The following is a 26171-nucleotide window of genomic DNA, read 5'->3' as shown; positions in this document are numbered from 1 at the left end:
TACCTCGGCAGCTTTCGGACTACCTCGGCGGGATCGGGACTACCTCACCAGTTGGCGGTGGCGCCCGGGACGTTCGCGGGCAGCTTCACGTCGTGCGGGTGGATGACGTACGCGATGCCGTCGGTGGAGGTCTGCCACACGCGCTCGAAGTTCTCGCGGGTGTAGACGTTCCGCACGTCGGCGTCGGTCGCCTTGTTGGGGTCGTTGATGACCGGGTCGCCGTCGGCGGTGAAGCCGACGATCGTCACCAGGTGGCCGTCGGTGCCGTAGCCGGCCTCGGGCATCTCCTCCTTGGCGAAGTTGATCGACACGACCAGCGGGATACCCGCGTCGATGAACCGCTCCGCCTCGGCGAGGGAGCGCAGCCGCGTCACGAACGTCTCCAGGCCGTACTCGTGCGCGTACGCGGTGTTGAACGGCCAGTTGCCGGCGCCCTCGTACGTGTAGTCCCACGCGTTGATGGCGGCGTGGGCCACCTGCGGGTCGCCGTTCGGGGCGACGATGCCCTCGAGCCGGTCGGCCGGCACCTGGTACTTCGTGCCGTAGGAGTACTGGATCATCGTGGTCGACGTGGGCGAGCACCACACCTGGCCGCCGCCCCCGAACTCGGGGTACTCGCCGATGTGGATCAGCTGCGAGTAGCCGGGCACGTCGAGCTCGACCGCCCGGCCGAGCGTGAAGTCGCTGGTGCCGGTGTACGCGGAGTCGGGCAGGTACTCGTTGGTCATCGTCGTCACGCCCGACAGCCGGGGGGTCGCCGTCGACCCGGCCGGCCGGTAGAGCGTGACGCGGGTCTGGAAGGCCTCGGGCTCGTGGCCCGTGCGCGCGACGAACGTGTCGGTGTACAGGGCGGCGTCGGCGTCGTTCTGCCCGTCGAGCGACGTGCGGTGGATGTCGCCCACCGAGCCGTCCGCCGGGGCGAAGTCGGCGCCCGACGTCCAGCGCCCCATGACGAACCACTTGGTCCACGCGCCGTCGGCCTTGCGGCCCCGGAACTCGATCTCCACCCACGTGCCCGTCGGGGTCGTGGCGTTCCACGAGGTCAGGGACTCGTCGACGGCGTACCCCGTCTCCACGACCGGCGACGTCCACGTCCCCGACTCGTAGTCGACCGCGCTGCCGTCGCCGAACGGGTCGGTGTACGCCGTGGTCGGGCCGCCGGCGTCCCGCACGCCGAGCGTGCCGTGCGCCCCGGGGCGCAGGTTCTCCCACTCGCCCTGCCGCAGGTCGGCGACGCCCTGCCAGTGGGTGGTGGTGATCTTGTGCCCCGCCGTCGCGGGGTCGTCGGGCGGCGCGGCGCCGGCGGCCCCCGCCGCCGGCGCGATCACCGCCCCCGCTGCCAGTGCCGCCGTGGTCGCTCTCATCCAGCTCCTCCGCACCATGCCTGTCACGGGTCCCTCCCCAGGGACGGGGGCGTGGAACGGTCCCCACCGCCCGTTGGCAAAGACTTTCCCAGAAAGTGTGGCGTGTGTCACGACCTTGCGAGCGGGAGGGGCGGGCGTCGTCGCCCGAGGCCGGGGGGAGGAGGGTTCAGGCGGAGAGCTCGGCCGGCAGGTCGTCGTCGTGCCGCACCGCGAGCGACGTGACGGCCCGGGTGAGGCACACGTACAGGCGGCGCAGCCCCGACTCGCGGTCGGCCTCCCCGGCGACGATCCCCGCCGGGTCGTCGAGCACGACGTGGTCGAACTCCAGCCCCTTGGCCAGGGAGGCCGGGACGAGGTCGAGGCGCGCGTCGAACTCGGTGGCCTGGTCGTCGACGGCGTCCGCGGCGTTCGGCGCGTCGGGGTCGCCGGCAGGGGCGCGCGCGGTCCCGTCCTCCTCGCCGACGACGGCGAACTCGAGCCCCGCGGCCACGAGCCGGCGGCGGGCGGCGGCCACCCCGGCGTCGGGCACGATCAGCCCGACCGAGCCGTCGCGCGCGAGGGCGGCCCGCACCAGATCCTCGGCCGGCGCGGTGGTGAGCAGGAGCTCGCCGCGGGCCCGCCGCACGGCCACGGGCGGCGCGAGCTCGGGCGCGATCGTCGGCAGCAGGCGCGCCGCGTACTCGATGACGTCGCCGGGCACGCGGAAGCCCGCGGTGAGCTGCTCGACGTGCCCGTCGGGCTTGCCCAGGTGGTCCAGCGCGTCGGCCCAGGAGCGCACGGCCCACGGCGTGGTCGCCTGGGCGAGGTCGCCCAGCACCGTGAGCGACCCGGTGCGTGCCCGGCGGCCGAGGGCGCGCAGCATCATGGGCGACAGGTCCTGGGCCTCGTCGACGACGACGTGCGCCACCGAGGGCGCCCGCTCCAGCAGGTCGGCGAGCTCGTCGAGCAGCACGAGGTCGGCGAGGGTCCACCGGGCGGCCCCCGCGCTCCGCGGCGGCGCGGCCCAGGTGAGCGTGTGCTGCTCGGCCGGGGTGAGGACGCCGTCGGACGTCTCGGCGAGGAACTCCGGGTCGGCCAGGAGGCGGTGCAGCAGCCGGGCGGGGGTGAGCGCCGGCCACAGCGCCGCGGCGTAGTCCTTGACCGGCTTGGTCCGCGCGAGGGCGTCCCACGCCCGCTCGTCGAGCGCGTCGCCGGCCGCCTCGATCTGCTGCAGGATCCGGTGCGCCAGCGCGTACCGGAGCTGCTCGCGGCCGGCGTCGTAGCGCAGGTCGCGGCCCACGACGTGCGCGACGGCGTCGCGGGCCTCGTGCGCCGGCACGCGCCAGCGCCGGGAGCCGCGCGGCAGGACGAGCGCCTCGGTGGGCTCGCCCAGGTGCGACCAGACGGCGCGGCGCAGCACCTGCGCCATCCGGGCGTCGCCCTTGAGGCGGGCGACCTCGGCCGGCTCCGTGCCGCGCAGGCGGCCGTGCGCCGCGACCACCTCCTCGACGGTCGTCTGCGTGGCGTCGACCTCGCCGAGGGCGGGCAGCACGTCCCGGATGTAGCGCAGGAAGCTCGAGTTGGGCCCGACGACGGTCATGCCCCGCCGCGTGACCTGCTCCCGGTGCGCGTACAGCAGGTAGGCCGCGCGGTGCAGGCCCACGGCCGTCTTCCCCGTGCCGGGCGCGCCCTGCACGACGACCGTCCGGCCCAGGTCGCTGCGCACGATGACGTCCTGCTCGGGCTGGATCGTCGCCACGATGTCCCGCATCGGGCCGGTGCGCGGGCGCTCGATCTCCTGTTCGAGGATCTCCGAGTGCGCGGCCTCGGTCGCGGCCGGGCCGGACAGGACCTCGTCCTCGAACCCCGTGAGGGCGCCGCGCGCGAAGCCGTACCGGCGCCGGGTCGTCACTCCCATCGGGTCCTCCCGGGTGGCGCGGTAGAACGCCGAGCTCACCGGGGCGCGCCAGTCCACGACCAGGGGGTCGCCGGCCGTGTCGGACACGTGCCGGCGGCCGACGTGGAAGACCTCGCCGCCGGACGGCTCGTCGTGGTCCAGCCGGCCGAAGAAGAGGGGTACGTGGGGGTCGTCCGCGAGCTGCGCCAGGCGCCGGGCCAGCGTGTGCTCCAGCGCCTCGGCGCTGATCCGGTCGCCGGCGTGGGCAGTGAGTCCCGCGGTGCGCTCGCGCATCCGGGCGAGCTCCTGGCGAGCCCGTTCCAGGTGGGCCCGTTCCCGGTCGAGCTCGGCGGGGGACACGGCGGGCACGGCTGACCTCCAGGTCGACGGGCGGGGGGAGCCGCAGGACATTACCCGGTCGCGGCGGCGGCGGGCAACGCGCGATCCCGACCTGGGGGGCGGGGCGGGGGGGCGGATGTGATCTGCGTCCCAGCGGTGGGCATCCGGGCCTCGACGCCCTAAGTTAGGCCAGGCTGACCTTACTTCGACCCCTTCGAGGAGACCCGTGACGAAGTCCTCCGCCCTGCTGGGAGCCGCGACCGCGGCCGACTACGCCGGCGCGCTGCACGCCGTCGTGGACGACGTGGCCGCCCGCGTCGCCGCCGCCGAGCAGCCGTTCTGCGGCGCGAGCCGGCGCGAGCTGCAGGCCCTCGTCGACGAGGTCGACCTCGACGGCCCGCCGGTCGGGACCCCCGACGCGCTGCGCGAGACCGCCGAGCTCTACGCGTCCCACGCCGTCTGGTTCCACCACCCGGGCTACGCCGCGCACCTCAACTGCCCGGTGGCGCTCCCCGCCGTCGGCGCGGAGGCGATGCTCGCGGCGGTCAACACGTCGGTCGACACCTACGACCAGTCGACCGTGGCGACGCTCATGGAGCAGCGGCTGATCTCCTGGACGGCGGAGCGCGTCGGGTTCGCGGCCGGCGACGGGGTCTTCACGTCCGGCGGCACGCAGTCCAACCTGCAGGCGCTGCACCTGGCCCGCGAGCGCGCCCTGACCGACGCGGCGGGCGCCCGGCTCGGCGGCGCCGCGCGCCGCGAGCGGCTCGGGCGCCTGCGCGTGCTCGCGACGGCGTCCGGCCACTTCAGCGTGGCGCGCTCCGCGCAGCTGCTCGGCCTGGACGACGACGCGGTTGTCGCGGTCCCGACGGACGCCGGCGGCCGCATGGACCCGGGGGCGCTCGCCCGCGCGCTGGTCGACGTCGGGCGGGCCGGCGACGTCGTCATGGCCGTCGTCGTGACGGCGGGCACCACCGACCGTGGCTGCATCGACCCCCTGGAGCCGGTCGCCGACCTGTGCGACGCCGTCGGGGCCTGGCTGCACGTGGACGCCGCGTACGGCGGCGGGCTGCTGCTGTCGCCGCGCCGCCGCCACCTGCTGGACGGCGTCGAGCGGGCCCGCAGCGTCACCGTGGACTTCCACAAGACGTTCTTCCAGCCGGTGTCCTCCAGCGCGTTGCTGGTGCGCGACCCTGCCGACCTGGCCCGCGTGACGTGGCACGCCGACTACCTCAACCCGGCCGAGGAGTCGGGCGAGCCCAACCCCGACCTCAACCTCGTCGACAAGTCCCTGCAGACCACGCGGCGGTTCGACGCCCTCAAGCTGTGGGCCACGCTGCGCGCCCTCGGAGCCGACGGTGTGGGGGCGATGGTCGACGCCGTGTGCGACCTCGCGGCGGCCGTGCACGCCGACCTGGCGACCGACCCCGAGCTGCGGCTCCTGGCCCCGACCGACCTGTCGACCGTGCTGTTCCGGTTCCAGCCGGACGGCGTCGACGACGCCCGGGCCGACGCCCTCGTGCCCCGCGTGCGCCGCGTGCTCTTCGACTCGGGCCGCGCACTGGTGGCCAAGACCGTGATCGACGGGCGCCCCTGCCTCAAGCTCACCCTCCTCAACCCGGACGCCACGCTCGGCGACGTCCGCGGCGTGCTCGACCTGGTGCGCTCCACGGCGCACGGGCTGCTCGCGGGCCAGGAGCTGCTCGAGCTCGGCTCCCCGCCCTGCCGCGCGGTGCACCCGCGGCTCGAGCGCACCGCCGTCCCGACCGACAGCCCGACCGACCCCGCCCTCGAGGGAGCCACCCGATGACCCGCACCCACGACCTCCTCGGCATCGGCATCGGGCCGTTCAACCTCGGCCTCGCGGCGCTCGCCGACCCGCTGGACGACGTCGACGCCGTCTTCCTCGACCAGCGCGACGGATTCAGCTGGCACCCGGGCATGATGCTCGAGGGCGCCACCATCCAGGTGCCGTTCCTGGCCGACCTGGTGACGATGGCCGACCCGACGTCGCCGTACTCGTTCCTCGCGTTCCTCAAGGCGACGGGCCGGCTCTACCCCTTCTACATCCGCGAGTCGTTCTACCCGCTGCGCGCCGAGTACGACCAGTACTGCCGGTGGGTGGCCGACCGGCTCACCACGTTGCGCTGGGGGCGCGAGGTCGTGGCGGTGGAGCGCGACGACGAGACCGGCGACCTGGTGGTCTCCGCCCGCCTCGCCGCCGGCCCGGGCCAGGCACCCCGCACCGAGACGTACCGGGCGCGCCACGTCGTCCTCGGGGTGGGCACGACGCCGCAGCTGCCCGGGCCGCTCGCGGGCCTGGCCGCGGAGGCGGCACGGCACCCGGGCGCCGGTCCCGTCGTGCACACCGCCGACTACCTGCCGCACCGCGACGCCCTCGCGGCGAGCGGCGCGGTGACCGTCGTGGGCTCGGGGCAGTCGGCCGCCGAGGTGTACCGCGATCTGCTCGAGGACGCGTCGGCGCAGACCCACCGCGTGGACTGGGTGACGCGCTCGCCGCGGTTCTTCCCGATGGAGTACACCAAGCTCACGCTCGAGATGACGTCGCCGGAGTACACCGACCACTACCGGGCGCTGCCCACCGAGCTGCGGGAGATCCTCGGCCGGGAGCAGCGCGCGCTGTACAAGGGCATCAGCGGCGACCTGGTCGACGAGATCTACGACACCCTCTACCGCAAGTCCGCCCTCGGGCGGGAGCTGCCGACCACGCTGCTGTCCGACACGGAGGTCGTCGCGGCACGCTTCGATCCAGGCGACGGCGCGGACGGTGCCCGCGGGGAAGGGGAGTACGTGCTGACGCTGCGGCACGGCCAGCTCGGCACGACGGCGGAGCACCGCACCCGGGCGGTCGTCGCCGCCACCGGGTACGGCTCCGGGGTGCCGGGATTCGTGGCGCCGGGGCTCCTCGACCTCGACGAGCTGGGTCGCGTGGACGTCGCGCGCGACTACACCGCCGGCGCCGGCGGGCGGCTGCACGTGGGCGGCACCGAGGCGCACACCCACGGCGTCACCGCCCCGGACCTGGGCTTCGCGGCCTGGCGCAACTCCGTCATCCTGGCGCAGGTCACCGGCCGGGAGCCGTACCCCGTCGAGAGTCGCATCGCCTTTCAGACCTTCGGCCTGCCCGGGGACGAGGGCGGCGACGCCGCTCCCGCGACGACGTCCGTCGCGGCGCCGACGTCCGCGCAGGGGGTGGCGCGATGACCGCCACGACCGCGACCGTCCCGACCGAGCGCCCCGCGACCGCGCGCGTGTCCCCGGACGCCGTCGCGCTGGAGCCCGTGGACCCGGCGCGCGACGCCGCGACCGTGCACGCCTGGCTGGGCCACCCGGCGTCCGCGTTCTGGCAGATGGGGCACCTCGCCGTCGCGGACGTCCGCGACTATCTCGCCGACGTCGCCGACCACCCGGACCAGGGCGGCTGGCTCGGCCGCGTCGACGGCGTGCCCGCGTTCTACGCCGAGACCTACGACCCGGCCCGCGTGCTCCTCGTGGGCGTGCACGACGCCGAGCCCGGCGACGTCGGCATGCACCTGCTCGTGGCGCCGCCCCCGGCCGACCCGGCCGAGCGTGTCCCGGGGCTCACCGACGCCGTGATGGCCGCCGTCGTGCGCTTCTGCCTGGCGCGCGACCGCCTCGGCGGCGCGCGCGTCGTCGTCGAGCCGGACGTCCGCCACCGCGCGATCGCCGCGAAGAACGCCGCCGCGGGGTTCCGCGTGCTGCGCGAGGTCGAGGTCGTCGACGACGGGCACACCAAGCGCGCGGCGCTGAGCGTCTGCACGCGAGCGGACTTCGCGGTCTCCCCGCTCGGGGCCCTCGCCGGCCTCGGCGAGGACGGCGACACGCTCCTCGCGCCGCACCTGCGGCCGGACCTGGCGCAGCACGCGCACCGGCACCTCGCCGCCAAGGCGCTCGCCGAGCTCGCGCACGAGCGCCTCTTCCGCCCCGAGCGTTGTGAACGGGCGTTTGGCCCTGTTTCGGACCCTCAACAGGGCCAAACGCCCGCTCACAACGGGGAACCGGGGGCGGGGCGGTACGTGCTCGCGCTCGACAGCGTGACCTACCGATTCGCGGCGCGCACGTTCGCGCTGGAGCACTGGGTGGTGGACCCCGCGACGATCACCCGGACCGCTGCCTCGTCCGACGGCGACGGCGTCGACCTGCCCGTGGACGCGCTGGAGCTGGTCGCCGAGCTGCAACCGCTGCTGGGGATCCCCGACGAACTCGTGGCGACGTACCTGGAGGAGCTGTCCTCGACGCTCGCCGCGGCCTGCGCCAAGCGTGACCGCGAGCTGCGCGGCGCGTCCCCGCAGGTCCCGGAGCTGCTGGCGGCGCTCGCCCCCGACGGGCACCCCGGCGTCGACACCCCGGCCGGCGACGACGACCGGCGCCGCGCTGACGCGTTCCAGGCCACCGAGGCGGCGATGACCGAGGGCCACCCCGGCTTCCTCGCGAACAACGGCCGCATCGGGTTCTCCCTGGACGACTACCTCGCGTACGCGCCGGAGCGCGGCGAGCGGATGCGGCTGGTCTGGCTGGCGGCGCGGCGCGAGCACACCCATCTCGCGCTGGGCGACGGGCTCGCCGAGGCGGGCCTGTACGGCGGCGAGCTGTCCGGCGCCGAGCGGGCCGCGTTCGCCGGGCGGCTCACCGCCCGCGGCCTCGACCCGGCCGAGTACCTGTACCTGCCCGTGCACCCGTGGCAGTGGCAGCACCGGGTGCCGATCACGTTCGCGGCCGACGTCGCGCGCGGCGACCTCGTACCGCTGGGCCCGGGCGCCGACGAGTACCAGCCGCAGCAGTCCATCCGCACGATGTTCAACCGGACGCGCCCGGAGCGGCACTACGTGAAGGTGGCGCTCGCGATCCAGAACATGGGCTTCCTGCGCGGGCTCTCCCCGGCGTACATGCGCGCCACCCCCGACATCAACGACTGGGTGGCCGGCGTCGTCGAGGGGGACCCGACCCTCCGGGCGAGCGGCTTCGGCGTGCTGCGCGAGCGGGCGTCGATCGGCTACACGGGCGACGTCTACCACCGCACCACCCGGCCCAGCGCGCACCGCAAGATGCTCGCCGCGCTCTGGCGGGAGTCGCCCGTACCCCGCACCGCGCCGGGGGAGCGGCTGGCCACCATGGCGAGCCTGCTGCACCGCGACGCCTCGGGCCGCGCGCTCGCGACCGCCCTCGTGCGCTCGTCCGGGATCGCGCCCGAGGCGTGGCTGCGCGCCTACCTCGACGCCTACCTGTACCCGCTGGTGCACTGCCTGCGCGCCCACGACCTGGCCTTCATGCCGCACGGCGAGAACCTTGTCCTCGTGCTGCGCGACGGCGTGGTGCGGCGGGTCTTCATGAAGGACATCGGCGAGGAGGTGGCCGTCCTCGGGCACGGCGCCCTCCCGCCCGGCGTCGAGCGCGTGCGCGCCGCCGTCGACGCCGACGAGAAGGCGCTCGCGGTCTTCACCGACGTCTTCGACGGCGTGCTGCGCCACCTCGCCGGCATCCTCGCCGTCGACGGCGTGCTGCCCGAGGACCGGTTCTGGGCCGTCGTGGCGGACGTCGTGGACCGGCACGACGCCGAGCACCCGGGCCTCGCCGGGCGGGTCGACCTGCGCGTGCCGCGCTTCGCGCACTCGTGCCTCAACCGGCTGCAGCTGCGCAACACGCTGCAGATGGTCGACCTCACCGACCAGTCCGCCTCCCTGCTGTACGCAGGGACGATGGCCAACCCCGTCGCCCGCCCGGGCACCCCGTGAGCCGACCCTTCGAGCTCTTCCGCGACGACCTGGGCGTGCCGCACGTGCGCGCGGGCTCCGAGGCGGACCTCGCGCACGGGCAGGGGTACGTCACCGCCCTGGACCGCGGCTGGCAGCTCGACGTGGACCGCTGGTACGGCGAGGGGCGGCTCGCCGCGCGCGTCGGGCCGGCGGGCCTGGAGTGGGACCGGTTCGCCGTCCGCGTGCGCCTCGCCGACACCACCCGGCGGGTGTGGGAGGCACTCGACGCACCCGAGCGGGACTGGCTGGCGGCCTACGCCGACGGGGTGCAGGCGGGGCTCGACGCCGGCGGCCGGGACTCTCTGGAGCGGGCGGAGCTGGCCCGGGCGCTCGGCGGCGCGCCGCTGCCCGTCGACGAGCCGTGGCACCCGTGGACGCCGGTCGGCACGTTCCTGGTGCACCACGTCCTGTTCAGCGGGTTCCCGCACCTGCTGTGGCGCGAGCACGTGGCGCGCACCCTCGGGCCCACGTCGGGCTCGTCCGCCGTTGCGTGGTGGGGCGGGGAGGACGGCGGGAGTGGGGGGCCGTCGTCGGGGTCCAACGCGTGGGCCCTGCACGGCTCGCGCACCGCGTCGGGCGCGCCGCTGCTCGCGGGCGACCCGCACCGCTTCCTCGAGCTGCCGGGGGTGTACCAGCAGGTCAGGCTGGCGCGGCCCGGGCACGACGTCGTCGGCCTGGCGTTCCCGGGCGTGCCCGGCGTGCTGCACCTGGGGCAGGCCGAGACGGCCGCCGGGTCCGTGGCGTGGGGCATCACCAACGCGATGGCCCACCACGTCGACCTGTTCGTGGAGGGGGACGACGGCGCGGCGGCACACGCCGCGGTCGTCGCGTCGGGCGCCGAGCGCGTCCCCGTGCGCGGCGGCGAGCCGGTCGAGGTGCGGTGGGCGGAGACGCCCCGCGGCCCGCTCGTGACGGACCGGCACAGCCTCCGCTGGCCGGTCCGCGTCACGGCCGACGCCGGGGTGGCCGCCTGGCGGGCGCTCCAAGGTGTGCGGACGGCGCGCGACGTGGCCGCCGCGTTCGCCGGCTGGGTGGACCCGGTGAACCGGGTGCTCGCCGCCGACTCGTCGGGGGAGGTGCTGCGCCTGACCGCCGGCCGCGTGCCGGTCGTGCCGCCCGCCGGGCGGGTCCTCCCGCGGGCCGTCGAGGATGCGCCGCGGTCCGGGCACGCGGGTCAGCAGGCCGAGCCCGAGTGGCTCGAGCTGCCCGCCCCCGCCGCCGTCGTCGACGTCGCCGTGGACGCGAACGAGCGCCCCGACCGGCCGGAGCACGACCTCGGCCTCGCCTACGCCCCGCACCGTGCCGAGCGCGTCCGGGCCCTGCTCGCCGACCCACCGCCGGGCGGCGAGACGGCGTGGTCGCAGGAGCGTGTGCACGCCGACACCCGCGACGGCGGCGCGCCCGGCCTGGTCGCGTGGCTGGCGGGTGCGGAGCTCGGGGCCGGCGCACGGTCGGACGCGGCGCGCGCCCGCGCGGAGCGGCTGCGCGCCTGGGTGGCGGCGGGCGCCCGGACGGACGCCGACGACACGGACGCCGCTCTCTTCTCCCGCTGGCGCGACGCCCTCGTGCGCCGCGTCGCCGCCGACCCGGCCCTCGCCCCGCTCCACGCCCCGCACGGCCTGCCCGCGGTGTTCGCGCCGTGGCTCGACGTCGTCGCGCGCGTGGGCGACGCCCTCGCGGAGATCCTGGCGTCCGGCGTCCTCGACCCCCGGGCCGCCGCGGCGGCGGCGCTCACGGACCTCGGCGACCTCGACGACCTCGACGGGGACGACGCCGTGACCTGGGGCGACCTGCACCGCCTGGCCCCGCTGCACGCGCTGGACCTGGTGCCCGGCGCGACGGCGCCCGTCGTGCCCCGCGTGCCGCTGGGCGGGGCCGGCGACGCCGTCCGCTGCACGGGCGGCGTCCCCGGCGTCACGACGGCCGCCTCGCGCGGCTCCGTGGCCCGGTGGGTGTGGGACCTGGGCGACCGGCGCCGCAGCCGGTGGGGCGTGCCGTTCGGTGCGTCCGGCGACCCGCGCTCCCCGCACTTCGCCGACCAGCACCCGGCGTGGGCCGAGGCCCGCACCACCGTGATCGAGACCGACTGGGCGCGGCTGCGCCCTCAGCCCCTGCCAGTCCCGTCCACCGACCCGACCACCGACCCGACCCTGACCACCGACCCACGGAGAGCCCGATGACCGACGACACCCGACTCCTCACCGGACGCCGCGGCGAGGAGGTGTGGCGCGCGGACCTGCCGGGCGCCGGCACCGTGACCGCGCACGTGCTGGACCCCGTCGCGGACCTCGACGTGCTGCACGCGTGGGTGAACCGCCCGCACGCGGGCTTCTGGGGCCTCGCGGGCCTGAGCCGCGACGACCTGAGCGCCACGTACGCCTTCGTGGACTCGCTGCCCACGCACCACGCCTACCTGGTGCGGTGGGACGGCGAGCCGGTCGTGCTCGTGCAGCTCTACCACCCGGAGGACGACCCGGTCGCGACCGCCTACGACGTGCAGACCGGCGACGTCGGGGTGCACTTCTTCAAGGGGAGCGACGGCCCGGCGGCGCGGTACGGCGTCGCTCCGTGGGACGTCGTCGGGCCCGCGGTGCTCGGCCTCGCGCTGGCGCTGCCGGGCGCCCGCCGGCTGGTGGTGGAGCCGGACGTGCGCAACGAGCGCGCCGTCGCCCGCATGGTCGCCTTCGGCTTCGAGCCCGCCGGCACGGTGGCGTTCGAGTCGCCGCAGGGGCCGAAGGAGGCGGTGCTGGCGTTCCTCGGCCGCGAGCGCGGCGACGCGATCCTGGCGGCTGCTCTCCCGACGGCGGCGGGCGCCACGGGCTGAGCCGTGCGCGGGTCCGGGGCGCTACGCCTGCGGGTCGGCCGGGCGCACGTCCGCCGGCACGGGGCCGGTGGTGGTGCCCGGCACGAGCTCGACGGGCAGCGTGGTGCAGGTCGGGTCGTCGCCCGCCAGCACGCCCAGCACGGCCCGGCCGAGGGCGGCGCCCTTGGCCTGCAGCGGCTGGTGCACGCTGGTGAGCACGTCGGGGGAGAGCCACGGCAGGTCGATCCCGTCGAAGCCGGCGATGGACACGTCGTCGGGCACGCGCAGGCCGAGCTCGCGCGCGGCGATGACGGCGCCCGCGGCGAGCAGGTCGGAGTGCGCGACGATCGCCGTGGGCCGCTCCGTCTCGGGCACCCAGGCGCCGAGGATCTCGGTGGCGGCGTCGCGGCCGTGCTCCACGAGGGACGCGGGCGTCTCCCACGAGATGACCGGCTCCACCTCGTCGCGCACCCCGTCGAGGCGGTGTCGCGTGGAGGTGCGGTCCGCCTGCGCGAGCCGGGCGGCGTCGATGGGACCGGACCGTTCCGCGGCGTCGAGGGGGAGGGTGATCTCGGCGATGCGGGTGTGGCCCAGCTCCTTGAGGTGGCGCACCGCCAGCCCAGTGCCGGCGCGGTCGTCGAGCGCGACGAGCGGCGCGCCCTCGACGCGGCCCCCCTCACCGACGACGACGGGCACGTCGCGGCGCTGCAGGGCCGCCAGCGTCGCGTCGTCGGTGAGCACGCCCCACACGAGCACGGCGACGTCCATCGCGGCGGACTCGATCAGGGGGTCGACGACGGGCGCGGGGGTCGTGGAACCGTCGTCGGCGCGCGGGGGCCCGGGCGTCGCCCCGCGGACGCCGGGGATGAGCAGCACGCCGAGCCCCTCGGTGCCGAGCACGTCGACGAGGCCGTCGAGGACCTTGACCGCCACGGGGTCGCGGAACGCGCGCCCCGGCTGGTCGCCGATCACCACGCCCACGATCCCGGAGCGCCCCGACCGGAGCTGCCGGCCCAGCGGGTTGGGGCCGTGGTAGCCGAGCTCTGCCGCGGCGGCGAGCACCTTGTCGCGGGTCTCGGCGGTGATCGGGCCGGCGCCGGAGAACGCCAGCGAGGCCGTGGAGACCGAGACGCCGGCGAGCGCGGCCACCCGGGCGAGCGTCGGTCGGGCGGCGGGGCTGCGTCCCATGGGGTTCCTTCCGGCGGGGTCGGGGCGTCAGCCTATCGGGGGAACGTGGCGTTCGAATCGATTTGACCAGCGTGGCGGAATCCGGAAGCGTCAGACCGTGACCTCCGCCCGCCCCGCCGCACCGCGGCACGCCGTCCGCGCTGCCTGGGCCGTCTTCACCGTCTTCGTCGTCGCCGGCATCGGGATGGCCACGTGGGCCTCCCGGATCCCCGCCGTCCGCGACGGCCTCGGCTTCGAGGCGGACGAGATGGGCCTGCTCCTGCTCACCGGCTCCATCGGCTCGCTGATCGCGCTGCCGCTCTCCGGCATGATCGCGTCGCGCATCGGCGCCGGCCGCACCTGTGTGTCCTTCGCGGCGCTCGCGACCGCCGGCTTCACCGTCGCGACCCTCGCGGTCGAGGGCGGCAGCCCGCTGTGGGTTGGCGTCGGCCTGTTCCTCGGCGGGATGGGGGTCGGCATCTGGGACGCCGCGATGAACCTGGAGGGGGCGATCGTCGAGCGGCGGCTCGGGCGCTCCGTCATGCCCCGCTTCCACGCGGGGTTCTCGCTCGGCACGGTCGCGGGCGCCGGCGTCGGCGCGCTCGCCGCCCACGGCGGCGTGTCCCTGCCGGTGCACGTCATCAGCGTGATGGTCGTCGACCTGCTGGTGGTCGTGGTGTGCGTGCGCCTCTTCGAGCCGACGGTGGGCGCGGACGCCCCCGCCGAGGGCCTGGTCGCGGACACCCAGGCGGACCCGGCCACCGCGGTCGACACCGGCGGCGGCCACTCGCTGCGCGACACCCTGGCGACCTGGCGCGAGTCGCGCACCCTGCTCGTGGGCCTCGTCGTCCTCGCCGCGGCGCTCACCGAGGGGGCGGCGAACGACTGGGTCAGCCTCGCCGTCGTCGACGGCTTCGGGGCCGCGGAGTCCACCGGGGCGATCGGGCTGGCCGTCTTCCTGTGCGCGATGACGCTGGCCCGGCTCGCCGGCACGTCGCTCATCGACCGGTACGGCCGGGTCACCATGCTGCGGATCTGCGGCTCCGCCGCCCTGGTCGGCGTGGTGGCCTTCGCGCTCGTCCCGTCGCTGTGGGTCGCCCTGGTGGGCGTGGCGATCTGGGGCGCGGGCGCGTCCCTCGGCTTCCCGCTCGGGATGTCGGCCGCGTCCGACGACCCGCGCCGGGCCGCCCTGCGCGTGTCGGTCGTGTCGACCATCGGCTACTCGGCGTTCTTCGTCGGCCCGGCCCTCATCGGCTTCCTCGCCCACCACGTCGGCTACCGCGACGCGCTGCTCGTCCTGGCGGTGCCGATCGCCCTGGGCCTGCTCGTGGCGGGGGCGGCGAAGCCGTTGGACGCCGTGCGCGACCCCGCCTGACCCGCCTGCCGTTCCCGGCCGTGCCCGCGCCGGGCCGGCGAGGGGGGTGAAGTCTCTCGACGGGCGAATGCCTCATCGCTACGATTTCGGTCACCGACGACGGTGACTGGAGTGACGATGGCGAGCGGGTTCATGGAGTGTGCGGCCGCTCGGACCACGAGCGAGGGACCGGCGTCGACGCGATGGGTCGCGGCGTGGACGGCGCTCCTTCTCGTGGCGCTCGCCCTGGTGGTCCCGCCGTCGGCCGCCTCGGCGGAGGAGCGCGTCCCGACCGTCGTCGAGGCCGAGCAGCTCGACACCTGGGGGGAGGGCGAGTACCTCGACCTGAAGGTGGCGGTCACCCTCGCCGACGGCACCCCGGTCGAGCGCGGGGGGAGGGTCCGTGCCAGCGTCGACGGCGTCGTCCGTCCGCTCGTCGGCCTGTCCGCCGATCACGCGCAGATCCGGGCGCTCCCGCTGGTGCCGGGGCCGCACGAGGTCCGGCTGGAGTTCTCCGGGAACGAGGAGCTCGCGCCGTCCGTCTGGGCGCGCACCCTGGAGGTCGTGGCCGGCACCGTCCCGTCCACCATGACGCTGTCGGGCGCCGGCTCCGCGGAGTACGGGACGGCCCCGACGGCGACCGTGACGGTCCAGGCCGGCGGGGCCCCGGCCGACGGGATGGTCGCCCTGCTGTGGGACGGCGGCTCGGTGCCGGCCACCACGGTGCCCCTCTCCGGGGGCTCCGCCGTCATCCCGCTCGCGCCCGAGCCGGGAGCGCACACGTACGAGGTGGTCTTCTACGGCGGGCAGGGCGCCATGCCCTCGCGGGCCAGCGGGTCGTTCGTCCTCGAGCGGGCTCACCGCACCCTCAAGGTGTGGTCGAACGACGTGCAGGGCGGCCTCTGGTACACCGGCAGCCGCACGATGGAGGTCGCCGTCTACGTGCCCGATTTGGGCCGCCTGGACGGGGAGGTCTCGCTCTACGACGGCTCGCGCCTGCTCCGCAGGGAGCACGTCGACAGCACGTACACGGCGGCGCACACCTTCCAGCTCTCCGCCAGGGAGCTCAGCACGGGAAAGCACACCCTGGTCGCGAAGGTCACGGGGTCCCCGTACGTGGAGGACATGCGCGCGACGATGGCCGTCACGGTCCGCAAGTACTGGGCGTCGTTGGCGCTCGAGCGGGCCGGGCAGCCCTGGGCCTGGGGCACCCCGCACAAGCTGCGCGTCTCCGCGCTGCCCCAGGAGTCGTGGCGGGACTCGCCCGTGCCGGACGGCACCGTCACGGTGTACCGCGGTTCGCGGAGGGTCGGTCGGGCCACGGTCGACGGGGACGGGTTCATGACGATGACCCTCGGCGCCAAGGCGCTGCCCGTCGGGAAGGTCAGGCTGCGTGCCGTCTACAGCGGTGACGGCCTCTACTACGGCAGGACGACGTACCGCACCGTCCGGGTCGAGAAGGCGCGCACGAGGACGTCCGCCACGCTCGTGGACCGTTCCCTCACCCGGTCGCAGCGTCCCAAGACCGTCGTGACCGTCAAGGCCCGGCCGGGCGTGGCGCTGACCGGCAGGCTCGTGGTCAAGGTGGACGGCACGACCGTCAAGACCGTGCGGCTCACGAAGGGCGACAAGGGGCGACGGACGATCAGGCTGCCCAGGGTCGAGCGGGGGCACCACTACTTCACGGTCTACTACAAGGCGACCGCGACCACGAAGGCATCCGTCTCCCGCAACGCGAACTACTTCACGGTGCGCTGATCGCGCCCCCGGCGGGACGGGAGGCGCCGTGAGGATTCGCCGTACCCTGGGAGGGTGAGCCTGGAGACGTCCCGCACGACCACCGCCCCGTCCGCAGGGAGCAGGGGCACGGCCCCCAGCCTCGCGGACCTCACCACGCTGCGCGTCGGCGGCCCCGTCGACGCGTATGTCGAGGCCGAGTCGGAGGCGGAGCTGATCGACGCGGTGCGCGCCGCGGACGACGCCGACCAGCCGCTGCTGGTGATCGGCGGTGGCTCGAACCTGCTGGTCGCGGACGAGGGGTTCGCGGGCGTCGTCGTGCGCGACGTGCGCCAGGGCCTCGACGCGGACCTCGCGGACTCGTGCGGCACCGACGGCGCGTGCGGCGGGGCGAGCCTGCGCCTGCCGGCCGGGCAGGACTGGGACGCGTTCGTCGCCGAGGCCGTGGCGAACGAGTGGGTGGGCGTCGAGGCGCTGTCGGGCATCCCCGGCACCGTCGGCGCCGCGCCCGTGCAGAACATCGGCGCCTACGGGCAGGAGGTGTCCGGCGTCGTCGCATCCGTGCGGACCTGGGACCGCCTCACCGGCGGCATGAAGACCTTCCCGCTCGCGTCGCTCGGCTTCGGCTACCGCACGTCGCTCCTGAAGCGCACGATGCGGGCCGGCGGCGGCGAGGGAGCGCCCTGGTACCCGACGCCCCGGTACGTGGTGCTCGAGGTGAACCTGCAGATGCGGCTCGGCAGCCTCTCCGCGCCGGTCGGCTACGGCGAGCTGGCGCGCCGCCTCGGCGTCGAGGTGGGCGAGCGCGCCCCGTCGGCCGAGGTGCGGCAGGCCGTGCTGGAGCTGCGCGGCGGCAAGGGGATGCTGCTCGACGGCGTGGGCGTCGCCCCCGGGTCCGGCGAGGGTCCCGACCACGACCGCTGGTCCGCCGGGTCGTTCTTCACCAACCCGGTGCTGCCGGCGGACGCCGCCGACGAGCTGCCCGAGGACGCCCCGCGGTTCGCCGTGCGCTCCGCGACACCCGAGTCGACGGTGAGCCCGAGCCTCGGAGCGGTCGACCCCACGCTCGTGAAGACGAGCGCCGCGTGGCTCATCGAGCACGCCGGGTTCACCAAGGGTTTCGGCCTCGCCGGGGAGCACAGCCCCGCGCGCCTCTCGACGCGCCACACCCTCGCCCTGACGAATCGCGGCGGCGCGACGGCGGCCGACCTCGTGGCGCTCGCGCGGACCGTGCGCGACGGGGTGAAGGACGCGTTCGGCATCGAGCTCGAGCCCGAGCCCGTCCTGGTCGGTACGGCCCTGTAGTCGTTGTGAGCGGGCGTTTGGCCCTGTTCCGGGACCGGAACAGGGCCAAACGCCCGCTCACAACAGCCGGGGTCAGTAGAGGATGACGGGCGTGCCCTTGGGCATGCCCCACGAGTCCCAGAGCCAGTTGATGGCGGCGTTCGACACGCGGACGCACCCGTGCGACGCGGCGAACGGCGGGATCGACGACGAGCCGTGCACCGCGTACCCGCCGGAGAAGTACTTGGGCCGGTACATCGAGCCGAGCTCCAGCGTGGACTCGTGCATCCCGTTGCGCTCCATGTACACCGCGAACGAGCCGCGCGGTGTGGACGCGTGGTACGTGCGGCCCTTGGCCTCGTACGTGTCGCCGTTGCCCGACGAGGCGTTGAAGATCCGCGTGACCTTGCCGTTCTCCACGGTCATGAGGAGCTGGCGGTCCAGGTCGATCTCGACGGCCTTGCCCGACGACGAGTGCGCGCGGGGCCGGACGCCGTCGTCGAGGGCGGCCTGCGTCTTCGGCCCGACGACGCCGTCGCGGTACTGGCCGGCGGCCTTCTGCAGCGCCCACACCGCCTGCTGCGTGGCCGGGCCGTACGTGCCGTCCGCGTCCTGGAGGAAGTAGCCCAGCTCCTGCAGGCGCTCCTGCAGGGCGGTGACCTTCGCGCCGGAGTCGCCGTAGGAGATCAGCTTGTCGCGCGCCTCGGCGGCCTTCTTGGCCGCGGCCTCGTCGGCCGCCTTCTGCTCTGCCGCCTCCTGGGCGGCGGCCTCCTCGGCGGCCTTCTTCTCCGCCGCCTCCTTCTCCTCGGCCTTCTTCGCCTTCTCGGCGGCCTCGGCCTTCTTCTTCTCCTCGGCCCTCTTCGCGGCGTCGTCGGAGGCCTTCTGGTCCGCCGCGTCCTGCTCCGCCTGCTGCTGCGCCGCGTCGTCGGACGCCGAGCCCAGCACGCCGTCGTCCGAGGCGGTGCCCGACGGGGCCGAGGTCGTCACCGTGTCCGTCGGGGCGGCTCCCGGCTCGGCCTGGCCGCCGTCCCCGGACGAGGGGGCGCAGCCCCCGAGCACGAGGGCGAGCACCACCGGCACGCCGAGGAAGGACGCCGCGCGGCGTCGTCGAGTCCTGGGAACCGTACGCATCGTGCCCCTTCCGCGCCGGTGTGGCGGCGTACCGGGTGCGCCGCGGGGTACCACCGTGCCCCGCGCCCGCCCGGTCCGCTACCGCAGCACTCCGGTCGTGTCGAGATCGTGACCTGTGCCAGGTCGTTCACCTGCCACGACGCTCCGGACGGCGAAAAGGTTGTGTCGAGGGACACCTCGGGTACGCGACCGCTCGCGTCGCCGGGAGGGACGACGCGAGCGGTCGCGTGGGTGGCGCGCCGGGTCAGCGGCGGTCCTCCTTGAGGACGGCGAGGCGCTGGCGGTACTCGGCCTCGTCGATCTCGCCGCGGGCGTACCGCTCGCCCAGGACGGAGACCCCGCCGCCACCACGGGTCCACGGCGGGCCGTACCGCCGGGCACGGCGGGCGATGAGGAACACCACGGAGGCGAACAGCAGGAACCACAGGATCGGGAAGACGATCCACCAGCCCGGCCCCCCGCCGGCGGCGTACGGGTGCGCGGCGACGGCCGCGGGGACGGCGATCGCGGTGGCAGTGGTGAGCATCGTGGACTCCTCGTGACGGTGGGTCCGCCCGGTGCGGGCCCTCGACCACCACCGTCGCCCGCCGGCACGGGCCGCGTCGTCAGCCGGGCGTACCGACCTGCGTCGTCCCGTGGTGCCGACCCCGCCGTGCCGAACAGGCACCTGACACCGTTATGGGACTCCGTGAAGGCCCGTCACGGTGTCAGGTGCCTGTTCGGCACGGCAGGCGGGGTCCGTCAGCCGGACCAGCCCGGGCGCACGACGCCGCCCTCGTACGCCGCCACGACGAGCTGCGCACGGTCGCGGGCGCCGAGCTTCGCCATCACCCGGGAGACGTGCGTCTTCACGGTCGACTCGGACAGGTAGAGCGTGCGCGCGATCTCGTCGTTGGACAGCCCACCGGCCACCTCGACGAGCACCTCGCGCTCGCGGGCCGTGAGATCCCCGAGGCCGGGCGGGGGCGGCACGAGGCGGGTCGCGTCGGCCACGCGGGCCAGCAGGCGGCGGGTGACGCCGGGGGACAGGAGGGCGTCGCCCGCAGCGGCGACGCGCACGGCCCGCACGAGGTCCGCCGGCTCGGTGTCCTTGACGAGGAAGCCGCTGGCCCCGCCGCGGATCGCCTCGGCGACGTACTCGTCCAGCTCGAACGTCGTCACCACCACGACGTGCACGCCGCCCGTGCCCGGGTCGGCGACGATGCGGCGCGTGGCCTCCAGGCCGTCCGCGCCGGGCATCCGCACGTCCATCAGGACGACGTCGGGCAGCAGCTCCAGCGTCAGGCGCACGGCCTCGTCGCCGGTGGCGGCCTCGCCCACCACCGTCATGTCGTCCTCGGCGTCGAGCAGGGCGCGGAACCCGCCGCGCACCAGCGCCTGGTCGTCGGCCAGCAGCACGCGGATCATGCGTCCTCCGTGGGGTTGTCGGGCACGGGGTGGTCGGGCAGGGGGATCGTGGCGTCGACGAGGAACCCGGCGCCGTCGGCCGGGGACCGTGGCCCGGCGTGCAGCGCGCCCCCGGCGCCCTCGACCCGTTCGCGCATGCCCCGCAGACCGTATCCGGCGAGGACCTCGTCGCCGGCGCCCGACGGTCCGCCGTCGTCCGTCACCGTCACCGTCAGGCCGCCGCGTCCCCGTGCCGCGCGCACCACGACGGTCCGCGCGCGCGGGGCGTGCCGGCCGACGTTGGTGAGGGCCTCCTGCACCACCCGGTACGCGACGCCCGCGAGGTGCGCGGGCACGGCGCCGTCGCCCAGGAGACTCGGCTCGACGTCGAAGCGGACGTCGACGCCGCGGGCGCGCAGCGGCTCGGCCAGGCGGGGCAGGGTGGCGAGGTCCCACGTGGGGGTGCGGGCTTCGGGTGCGGCGTCGTCCTCGCCGCGCACGACGCCGAGCACGGCGCGCACCTCGTCGAGGGCGTCGCGGCTGGTGGCCTTGATGGACGCGAGCGCGGAGCGGGCCTGCTCGGTGTCGCGGTCCAGCAGGTGCAGGCCCACGCCGGCCTGCACGTTGATCGCGGACAGGGAGTGCGCGAGGACGTCGTGCAGCTCGCGCGCGATGCGCAGCCGCTCCGTCGCCACGGCCGTACGCTCCCGGTCGGCGCGGGCGGCGCGCAGCGCCGTGGCGCGCGCGACCCGCTCGCGGATGCCGGTGGCGATCAGCAGCGCGACGGCGGTCCATGCGGCCCCGCCGAGGAGGGCGGCCGAGCGGGGCGCGTCGTCGCGCAGGGCGGTGGCACCCACGACGGCGCCCCACATGAGCAGCGCCCCCGACCAGGCGATCACCCGCGCCCGCCCCGCGGGGCCCGTGAGCAGCACCATGACGAGCACACCGACCGTGCCCGCGAACACCGGTCCCCACGCGTACCCGAGCGCGAGGTAGGCGCCGAGCGCTCCCACGGCCAGCAGCACGGCGAGCACGGGGCGGCGGGAGAGGGCCAGCAGCACGAGGGGGCCGACGAGCGCGAGGGCCAGGCCCAGCACGTCGAGGTCGCGGGTGCCCGGCTGCCAGTGCGACGCCCCCAGGGTCCCGAAGGTCACGACGACGGCGAGCGCCAGCGCCAGGAACAGCCGGGGGCGCCAACGGTCGAGGGGGCCGCGCTCCATGCCGGGCACGCTACGCCGCGGCGTGGCCCGGCGCGTCCGCCCGGGGTGCCGTGCGGGATGGTCCCCGGGGACCACGGCTTCCGGATGAGAGGGCTCTCATCGGCGTCTCACGCCGCCCTCGCCCCGGCCGGGTCGGATGACGGTGTGCCGACCTCCGCGACGCTCACCGCCCCGTCCGCGCTCGCCCCGGCCGCGCCGGCGCCGTCCGCGACCGCCGTCGCGCCCGACGACCACCGCGCGTGGCTCGACCTGCTCGCCGGCGACGCGGCGGCCGACGTGCTGGCAGCGGCGCTCGCGGCCGACGGGGCCGAGCTCGAGTCCTGGACGGTGCGGCAGGTGCACGCCCGCCCGGGCGCCGAGGTGACGGTGTCCTACGAGGTCGTGGCCCGCCGGGCCGGCGACGGTGGCACCGTCCGCGCGACCGAGCACTTGTTCGCGTCGAGCGCGCCGGGGTCCGCGTTCCGCCGGGCGCGCGGCACCGGCCCCGGGGTCTCGCTCGGCCCGGGCGTCGTGCGGCTGGACGACGCCGGCCGGAGCCTGCACGTGTGGCGGCACCCGCACGACCCGGCGCTGCCCGGCCTGGCGGTGGGCGCCACGCCCGCGCGGGTGCAGGATCGGCTGCGGGCGGCGGGCATGGACGCCGAGGTGCTCGCCCTGGAGACCGTCACGTACCGGCCGCTGCGCCGCGCGGTGCTCCGCGCGCGCACCACCGCCGGCACCGTGTACGTCAAGGTGGTCCGGCCCTCCCGCGCCGCCGACCTGGTGCGCCGGCACGCGCTCCTGGCCCGGTCGGAGGACGTCGTGGCCCCGCGGGTGCTCGGCGCGCCCGGGGCGTCGGACGACGGCGTCGTGCTGCTGACGGAGGTGCCGGGCGAGTCCGTCGCCGACCTCCTCGCGCGGACGCCCGCGGCCGACCGCGCTACCTGCCTCGACCCGGCCGAGATCCTGCGGGTCGCGCGCGGGCTCCCCGCCGAGGGCACGTGGCTCCCGCGGCGCGCGGCGTGGGCGGACCGGCTCGACCACTACCTCCGCACGCTCGCTGAGCTGCACGGCGTCGACCCCGGGCGCCTCGCGCGGCTGGAGGCCCGGATCGGCGCCGTCGTCGACACCCGCGACCCTGGCCCCGTCGTCACGACGCACGGCGACCTGCACGCCGCGAACCTCCTGCTCGACCCCGCCGCGTCCGCTTCCGACCCGCGGCGCGCACCCCGCATCGGCGGCCTGCTCGACGTCGACACGCTCGGCCCGGGCCACCTCGTCGACGACCTGGCGTGCGCCGTCGCGCACCTGGCCGTGCTGCCCGCGCTCGCCCCCGCCACGTACGACGGGGCGGACGGCCTGGTCGCGCGCTGCCTCGACGTGTTCGGCCGCGCGGCGGACCCGGCCCTCCTGCGGGCACGCGCGGCCGCCGTGGCGGCGTCGCTCGCGGCGGGCGCCGACGACGCGTCGCTCGCGGACGCCTTCCTCGCGGTCGCCGAGCGGCTCGCGGCGGACGCGGCGACTTTCTGAGAGACCTCTCACCTGCGGCTCCCCGGCGTCTCACGGGGGCCGCGAAGGCTGGGAACCAGCCGGGCAGGAGGCCCGGGACCATCGCGGCGGCCCACGCCGCCGCCGACACGAAGGAGCAACACCATGAAGGCACGCAGCGCTTGGATCGTCACCGGGGCGCTCGGCGCGGTCGGCCTGGGCGCGGTCGCCGCCGCGGCGCAGGGCACGCTCGACCGCGCGCCGTCGGACGACGTCGTCGCGTCCACCGTCCAGGCGGCCGACGACAGGGGCCCGGCGGTGGACCCGACGTCGCCCGCCAACGCGGCGACCGCGCCCGCCGAGTCGGCGGACCCGTCCCCGTCGGCGGTGCAGAACGCGTCGACCGTCACCACCGTGACCGCGCAGTCCGCGAAGACGGCCCCGACGGCTCCGTCGGCAAAGTCCGCCCCGTCGCCGCAGACCCCCGCCAGCCCGAACACGCCGGCGAGCCCGAACACGCCCGCCAGCCCGAACACGCCGGCGAGCCCGGTCAGCCCGGTGACGCCGCAGTCGGCCCCGAGCGCCCCGTCCGCCGGCTGACCGGCCCACCCACCCTCGCCGAACAGGCGGTTGTGCCCGTTCTGAGTGCTCAGAACGTGCACCACCGCCTGTTCGGCACCGGGGTGGCAGGCCTGGGTCAGGCCAGCCGGTACCCCATGCCGCGCACGGTGACGAACCGCTCGGCGCCGAGCTTGTTGCGCAGGTAGCGCACGTAGACGTCCACGACGTTGGACCCGGGGTCGAAGTCGTACCCCCACACGCGGGACAGCAGCTGCTCGCGGCTGAGCACCTGCCCGGCGTTGCGCAGGAACGCCTCGGCGAGGGCGAACTCGCGGGCGGAGAGGTCCACCTCGACGCCGGCGGCGGTGGCGCGCCGGGTGCGCAGGTCGAGGCTGAGGTCGCCGTGGCTGAGCACCGTGACCTCCCCCGCGGGCTCGACGCGCAGGCGCAGGCGGATGCGCGCGAGCAGCTCCTCGAAGCGGAACGGCTTGGGCATGTAGTCGTCGGCGCCGCCCTCGAGCCCGGCAACGGTGTCGGTGACCGACGTGCGGGCGGTGAGGATGATGACGGGCAGCGTCACCCGGGCCTCGCGCAGCCGCCGCAGCACGGTGAAGCCGTCCTGGTCGGGCAGGCCGAGGTCGAGCACGAGCAGGTCGAAGTCACCCGAGGAGGCGAGGTCGAACGCCTCCCGCCCCGTGCCGACGGTGGTGCTCGCGTACCCGGCGGCGCGCAGCCCCTTGGCGATGAACGAGGCGATGCGGGTCTCGTCCTCGGCGACCAAGATCTGGCTCACGGTGTCGTCCTCTCGTCGGGGGCCGGCGGCAGGTGCGGGGGAGTCGCGGCGTCGGCGTCGGGCACGGGCAGCACGGGGATCTCGACGGTGAACACCGAGCCGCGCCCGACGGCGCTCTCGACGCTCACGTCCCCGCCGTGACCGTGCGCGATGGCCGCGACGATGGCGAGGCCGAGCCCGGAGCCGTCGCGGCGTTCGCCGTCGTGCTCGCCGCGCGCGAAGCGCTCGAAGACGCGGCCGAGGTCGTCGGGTGCGATGCCGACACCCTCGTCGCGCACCCACAGGCGCACCCGCGCGCCGTCGGGGGTGGTGCGCGACCCGATGGCGACGACGCTGCCGGGCGCGGAGAACTTCACGGCGTTGGCGGCGAGCTGCAGCCACGCCTGGGTGAGGCGCTGCGCGTCGGCGAGGGTGCGCGCGTCGGTGCGGGAGTCGACGAGCCAGGTGCGCTCGCCGAGGGTGCGCGCCTTGTCGAGGACGTCGTCGGTGAGCCGGCCGAGCTCGACGGGCGACGGCCGCACGAAGTCGGGCTGCCCGACGGTCGCGAGGGTGACGAGGTCGTCCACGAGCCGGTGCATGCGGTCGAGCTCGTCGAGGGTGAGGTCGCGTGTCTCGGCGGAGTCCGCGGGGTCGGCGGGGTCCATGAGCTCGAGGTGGCCGCGCACGATCGTCAGCGGGGTGCGCAGCTCGTGCCCGACGTCGTCGAGCAGGAGCCGCTGCGACTCGAAGGACCCCTCGAGCCGGTCGAGCATCGCGTTGACGGCGCGGGTCAGCTGGGTGAGGTCGTCGTTGCCGGTCTCGGGGATGCGCGCCGACAGGTCGGACTCGCCGATCTGCTGGGCGGTGTGCGCGAGGGTGCGGATGGGGCGCAGCAGCCGGCCGGCGAGGAGCCACCCGACCACGCCGGCGGCGACCAGCGCGACGAGGGCCACCAGGGCGTAGCCGCGGAAGACGGCCTGCGTCTCGGCGTGCTCGGCGCCGCGGTCGTAGGCGAGGACGAGCGCGGCGGGCGGCGCCGGCGACGCGCCCGCGGCCCCGGGCAGCGCCTGCACCGGCGCGACGAGGGCGCGGTAGTCGGCCGTCGAGGTGGTCACGGTGCGCAGCGCCACGCGGTCGCCGTCGACGAGCGGGGTGACCGCGGCGACGAGCTCGGGGTCGTCCTGCAGCCGCACCTCCACCTCCTGCTGGGTGACGAGGGGACGCTTGCCGGTGCGCAGCCCGAGGACGCCCTCGTTCCGGGCCGGCACCTCGAGCCGGATGGCGGCGACCACCACCTCCTCTGGGGAGGAGAACGGCAGGCCCGTCACCGGGTCGACGCCGGAGGCCGCCAGGGTGCGGAGCTCGTCCGCGCTCTCCACGAGGTCGGCGTCGATGCGCTCGTCCACCTGCCGGTGGGTGAGCAGGAAGGCGGTGGCGCCCGCGAAGCCGAGCGCGAGGGCGGTGAGGGCGAGCATCGCGGCCAGCAGGCGCGTGCGGACGGTGACCCCGCGCCGGGGCCCGGTGCCGCGCGCCATCAGCGGCCCCCGCCGGCGGCGGCGCCGGTCGCGGGGGCGCCGGTCGGGCTGCCGTCGTCGTCCGGGTCGTCCTCGTCGGGCTCGTCCTCGTCGGGCTCGTCGTCGTCCGTGGGCGGCGCGGGGACCACGTCGTCGTCGTCATCGTCGTCATCGTCGTCGGTCGAGGTGGGCGACGGCGAGGGCGAGGAGGTCGGCGACGGCGTCGCCGGGCCGGTCGTGGGGCCCGGGGAGACCACGACGACCCCGCCGACGTCGCGGTCCTCGGGCCGCGAGGACGCCGCGGACGCCACGACGGCGACGATCAGCGCCACGAGCACGGCGGCCAGGACCCAGGGCAGCGCCCCGCGCCACCCACGCCCCGTCTGCTCGCCGTCCGCCAT

At 76.0% G+C, this 26171-nt stretch carries 20 protein-coding genes; 10 read left to right on the top strand and 10 right to left on the bottom strand.

The annotated features are described in order from the left end of the window. Positions 1-44: 44 nt before the first annotated feature. Both ACWF41_RS10575 and ACWF41_RS10570 read right to left on the bottom strand, forming a co-directional pair. Complete coding sequence (locus tag ACWF41_RS10575) at positions 45-1364, bottom strand: C39 family peptidase (RefSeq protein WP_380325822.1); 1320 nt, start codon at positions 1362-1364, stop codon at positions 45-47. Between the two features lie 166 nt (positions 1365-1530). Next, a complete protein-coding gene (locus ACWF41_RS10570) occupies positions 1531-3609 on the bottom strand; it encodes a HelD family protein (protein WP_380325825.1) in 2079 nt (692 codons plus the stop codon). A gap of 196 nt (positions 3610-3805) precedes the next feature. On the opposite strand from ACWF41_RS10570, the gene ACWF41_RS10565 reads away from it, so the two are divergent. Genes ACWF41_RS10565 through ACWF41_RS10545 form a run of 5 tightly spaced genes read left to right on the top strand, consistent with a single transcriptional unit; the run spans position 3806 to position 12198 of the window. Then, positions 3806-5389: a pyridoxal phosphate-dependent decarboxylase family protein gene (locus tag ACWF41_RS10565; protein WP_380325828.1), complete on the top strand. Its 1584-nt coding sequence runs from the start codon at positions 3806-3808 to the stop codon at positions 5387-5389. Continuing rightward, entirely contained in the window at positions 5386-6804 is a 1419-nt protein-coding gene (locus tag ACWF41_RS10560) for a lysine N(6)-hydroxylase/L-ornithine N(5)-oxygenase family protein (RefSeq protein WP_380325830.1), read from the top strand. The genes ACWF41_RS10565 and ACWF41_RS10560 overlap by 4 nt, the downstream gene beginning before the upstream one ends. Then, on the top strand, positions 6801-9353 hold the full coding sequence (locus tag ACWF41_RS10555; protein WP_452182491.1) for a GNAT family N-acetyltransferase: 2553 nt from the start codon (positions 6801-6803) through the stop codon (positions 9351-9353). The genes ACWF41_RS10560 and ACWF41_RS10555 overlap by 4 nt, the downstream gene beginning before the upstream one ends. Continuing rightward, a complete protein-coding gene (locus ACWF41_RS10550; protein WP_380324936.1) occupies positions 9350-11554 on the top strand; it encodes a penicillin acylase family protein in 2205 nt (734 codons plus the stop codon). Before ACWF41_RS10555 ends, ACWF41_RS10550 begins: the two co-directional genes overlap by 4 nt. Then, a complete protein-coding gene (locus tag ACWF41_RS10545; protein ID WP_380324933.1) occupies positions 11551-12198 on the top strand; it encodes a GNAT family N-acetyltransferase in 648 nt (215 codons plus the stop codon). Before ACWF41_RS10550 ends, ACWF41_RS10545 begins: the two co-directional genes overlap by 4 nt. A gap of 21 nt (positions 12199-12219) precedes the next feature. Here the strand turns inward: ACWF41_RS10545 and ACWF41_RS10540 are convergent, their stop codons facing one another. Beyond that, on the bottom strand, positions 12220-13365 hold the full coding sequence (locus ACWF41_RS10540; protein WP_380324930.1) for a LacI family DNA-binding transcriptional regulator: 1146 nt from the start codon (positions 13363-13365) through the stop codon (positions 12220-12222). Between the two features lie 97 nt (positions 13366-13462). Here ACWF41_RS10540 and ACWF41_RS10535 point away from each other — a divergent pair, with 97 nt between their 5' ends. The 3 genes from ACWF41_RS10535 (at position 13463) to ACWF41_RS10525 (ending at position 17740) form a co-directional block, all read left to right on the top strand. Beyond that, positions 13463-14719 carry an MFS transporter gene (locus ACWF41_RS10535; protein WP_380324927.1) on the top strand — a complete coding sequence of 419 codons (1257 nt, stop codon included), beginning with the start codon at positions 13463-13465 and terminating at the stop codon, positions 14717-14719. Positions 14720-14836: 117 nt separating this feature from the next. After that, complete coding sequence (locus tag ACWF41_RS10530; protein ID WP_380324924.1) at positions 14837-16456, top strand: Ig-like domain-containing protein; 1620 nt, start codon at positions 14837-14839, stop codon at positions 16454-16456. A 54-nt stretch (positions 16457-16510) separates the two neighbouring features. Then, positions 16511-17740 carry a UDP-N-acetylmuramate dehydrogenase gene (locus tag ACWF41_RS10525; RefSeq protein ID WP_380324921.1) on the top strand — a complete coding sequence of 410 codons (1230 nt, stop codon included), beginning with the start codon at positions 16511-16513 and terminating at the stop codon, positions 17738-17740. Between the two features lie 72 nt (positions 17741-17812). On the opposite strand, the gene ACWF41_RS10520 is transcribed toward ACWF41_RS10525, so the two are convergent. From ACWF41_RS10520 to ACWF41_RS10505, 4 genes are all read right to left on the bottom strand, one after another. Further along, a complete protein-coding gene (locus ACWF41_RS10520) occupies positions 17813-18850 on the bottom strand; it encodes a L,D-transpeptidase family protein (protein WP_380327185.1) in 1038 nt (345 codons plus the stop codon). Positions 18851-19094: 244 nt separating this feature from the next. Next, positions 19095-19376, bottom strand: a complete 282-nt coding sequence (locus tag ACWF41_RS10515) for an SHOCT domain-containing protein (RefSeq protein ID WP_380323506.1) — start codon at positions 19374-19376, stop codon at positions 19095-19097. 215 nt (positions 19377-19591) lie between these two features. Further along, entirely contained in the window at positions 19592-20257 is a 666-nt protein-coding gene (locus ACWF41_RS10510) for a response regulator (RefSeq protein ID WP_380323509.1), read from the bottom strand. Continuing rightward, a complete protein-coding gene (locus tag ACWF41_RS10505) occupies positions 20254-21456 on the bottom strand; it encodes a sensor histidine kinase (RefSeq protein WP_380323512.1) in 1203 nt (400 codons plus the stop codon). Before ACWF41_RS10505 ends, ACWF41_RS10510 begins: the two co-directional genes overlap by 4 nt. A 144-nt stretch (positions 21457-21600) precedes the next feature. Here ACWF41_RS10505 and ACWF41_RS10500 point away from each other — a divergent pair, with 144 nt between their 5' ends. Then, the gene (locus ACWF41_RS10500; protein ID WP_380323515.1) at positions 21601-22965 is read left to right on the top strand and encodes a phosphotransferase family protein; all 1365 of its coding nucleotides are present in this window, start codon (positions 21601-21603) and stop codon (positions 22963-22965) included. 123 nt (positions 22966-23088) lie between these two features. Continuing rightward, positions 23089-23523, top strand: a complete 435-nt coding sequence (locus ACWF41_RS10495) for a hypothetical protein (protein WP_380323518.1) — start codon at positions 23089-23091, stop codon at positions 23521-23523. Positions 23524-23620: 97 nt separating this feature from the next. Here ACWF41_RS10495 and ACWF41_RS10490 read toward each other — a convergent pair whose 3' ends face one another. Genes ACWF41_RS10490 through ACWF41_RS10480 form a run of 3 tightly spaced genes read right to left on the bottom strand, consistent with a single transcriptional unit; the run spans position 23621 to position 26171 of the window. After that, positions 23621-24277, bottom strand: a complete 657-nt coding sequence (locus ACWF41_RS10490) for a response regulator transcription factor (protein WP_380323521.1) — start codon at positions 24275-24277, stop codon at positions 23621-23623. After that, the gene (locus tag ACWF41_RS10485; RefSeq protein ID WP_380323524.1) at positions 24274-25791 is read right to left on the bottom strand and encodes a sensor histidine kinase; all 1518 of its coding nucleotides are present in this window, start codon (positions 25789-25791) and stop codon (positions 24274-24276) included. The genes ACWF41_RS10490 and ACWF41_RS10485 overlap by 4 nt, the downstream gene beginning before the upstream one ends. Next, entirely contained in the window at positions 25791-26171 is a 381-nt protein-coding gene (locus ACWF41_RS10480) for a hypothetical protein (protein ID WP_380323527.1), read from the bottom strand. The genes ACWF41_RS10485 and ACWF41_RS10480 overlap by 1 nt, the downstream gene beginning before the upstream one ends.

The organism is Isoptericola sp. NPDC055063 (genome assembly GCF_053608125.1).
This window is presented reverse-complemented; position numbering and strand designations above follow the sequence as displayed.

What these genes read in the sequence shown, in the direction of transcription:
- ACWF41_RS10575 (WP_380325822.1), bottom strand. Translation starts at nt 1,364, where the DNA reads ATGAGAGCGACCACGGCGGCACTGGCAGCGGGGGCGGTGATCGCGCCG.
- ACWF41_RS10560 (WP_380325830.1), top strand. Translation starts at nt 5,386, where the DNA reads ATGACCCGCACCCACGACCTCCTCGGCATCGGCATCGGGCCGTTCAAC.
- ACWF41_RS10555 (WP_452182491.1), top strand. Translation starts at nt 6,801, where the DNA reads ATGACCGCCACGACCGCGACCGTCCCGACCGAGCGCCCCGCGACCGCG.
- ACWF41_RS10545 (WP_380324933.1), top strand. Translation starts at nt 11,551, where the DNA reads ATGACCGACGACACCCGACTCCTCACCGGACGCCGCGGCGAGGAGGTG.
- ACWF41_RS10540 (WP_380324930.1), bottom strand. Translation starts at nt 13,365, where the DNA reads ATGGGACGCAGCCCCGCCGCCCGACCGACGCTCGCCCGGGTGGCCGCG.
- ACWF41_RS10530 (WP_380324924.1), top strand. Translation starts at nt 14,837, where the DNA reads ATGGCGAGCGGGTTCATGGAGTGTGCGGCCGCTCGGACCACGAGCGAG.
- ACWF41_RS10520 (WP_380327185.1), bottom strand. Translation starts at nt 18,850, where the DNA reads ATGCGTACGGTTCCCAGGACTCGACGACGCCGCGCGGCGTCCTTCCTC.
- ACWF41_RS10515 (WP_380323506.1), bottom strand. Translation starts at nt 19,376, where the DNA reads ATGCTCACCACTGCCACCGCGATCGCCGTCCCCGCGGCCGTCGCCGCG.
- ACWF41_RS10510 (WP_380323509.1), bottom strand. Translation starts at nt 20,257, where the DNA reads ATGATCCGCGTGCTGCTGGCCGACGACCAGGCGCTGGTGCGCGGCGGG.
- ACWF41_RS10505 (WP_380323512.1), bottom strand. Translation starts at nt 21,456, where the DNA reads ATGGAGCGCGGCCCCCTCGACCGTTGGCGCCCCCGGCTGTTCCTGGCG.
- ACWF41_RS10495 (WP_380323518.1), top strand. Translation starts at nt 23,089, where the DNA reads ATGAAGGCACGCAGCGCTTGGATCGTCACCGGGGCGCTCGGCGCGGTC.
- ACWF41_RS10485 (WP_380323524.1), bottom strand. Translation starts at nt 25,791, where the DNA reads ATGGCGCGCGGCACCGGGCCCCGGCGCGGGGTCACCGTCCGCACGCGC.
- ACWF41_RS10480 (WP_380323527.1), bottom strand. Translation starts at nt 26,171, where the DNA reads ATGGCGGACGGCGAGCAGACGGGGCGTGGGTGGCGCGGGGCGCTGCCC.